Here is a 786-nt window from a genome sequence, read left to right as displayed (position 1 = left end):
CGTGTCCGGCGCACGCACTCCACTTCACCCGTGGAGAACTCCTTAATTACCAACCCTCAGGAGGGTGAATGTTAAAATCAACTCTTATTGCTAAATGCCTTTATCAAAATCGCATGGTAAGCAGCATTTCAATAGGCGAGTCTGCAGTTAAAAGTATTTTCGAAGAGTACTTTCCCGGGCATGATTTTAATAAATGGAATACCAAATTACCGCCAGCAGTTTCAACGCGTATTCTGAAAGCAACCGAAAGAGCAAGTACAATTCGCGTTAACTATTTCATTAAAGATTTGTGGGATCTTTGATATCCACAGAGCCTAAAGTATGTGCATATGGATGTGCTATTATGCGCCCTCGCAGATTTGCATCATTTTCTAAATTCACTGAACGAAACAGGGCATCAACAAGGCTCTGTACAATGCAAAGGCAATCGAAGACTGTCGCCGTTTCTGTTTTGATTGATGAAAGAACATGGCCATTCACGCAAACAGAAATTACCCGTTTATTAACATCGCTTTCCTGCTTTTGATTATCAGAACCATATAGCCCAGAAAAAGCATTGCGCACATTACGAACCATATTATCGATGGTTTCTTTTTCTGCGGTACTAAGGTCAAGAGTAGCCAGTTGTGAACGAACTATATTCGATGCCATTTCCTGTAATGGCGTTGGTAAATCTTTAAATTCCATTATTAGCCTCGTTGGTTAGCTATTAACGTGGGTATGTAATCATTCTGGCAATGCTTAATGCCGCTGCTTTTTCCAGATTGGTGATATCCTGCTCCAGAG

At 41.1% G+C, this 786-nt stretch carries 2 protein-coding genes and 1 pseudogene; 1 reads left to right on the top strand and 2 read right to left on the bottom strand.

Features of this window, described 5'->3' with window-relative positions; translation table 11 throughout:
* Positions 1-68: 68 nt before the first annotated feature.
* Complete coding sequence (locus HEN33_RS25210) at positions 69-302, top strand: hypothetical protein (RefSeq protein ID WP_000920491.1); 234 nt, start codon at positions 69-71, stop codon at positions 300-302.
* Here HEN33_RS25210 and HEN33_RS25205 read toward each other — a convergent pair.
* Together HEN33_RS25205 and ydfC are read right to left on the bottom strand one after the other, a co-directional pair.
* Positions 280-687, bottom strand: a complete 408-nt coding sequence (locus HEN33_RS25205) for a hypothetical protein (RefSeq protein ID WP_000394552.1) — start codon at positions 685-687, stop codon at positions 280-282. The genes HEN33_RS25210 and HEN33_RS25205 overlap by 23 nt on opposite strands.
* A 22-nt stretch (positions 688-709) precedes the next feature.
* Positions 710-786 (bottom strand): annotated as a pseudogene (gene ydfC, locus HEN33_RS26660) (protein YdfC); the annotation flags it as partial.

This window comes from Escherichia sp. 94.0001 (assembly GCF_013369155.2).
Classification (GTDB): Bacteria; Pseudomonadota; Gammaproteobacteria; order Enterobacterales; family Enterobacteriaceae; genus Escherichia; species Escherichia coli_F.
Note: the sequence above shows the minus strand (reverse complement) of the source record. Positions and strands in the feature narration are given on the sequence as shown.

Excerpts from the sequence above, each read along its gene's own strand:
- HEN33_RS25210 (WP_000920491.1), top strand. The coding sequence starts at position 69 with ATGTTAAAATCAACTCTTATTGCTAAATGCCTTTATCAAAATCGCATG.
- HEN33_RS25205 (WP_000394552.1), bottom strand. The coding sequence starts at position 687 with ATGGAATTTAAAGATTTACCAACGCCATTACAGGAAATGGCATCGAAT.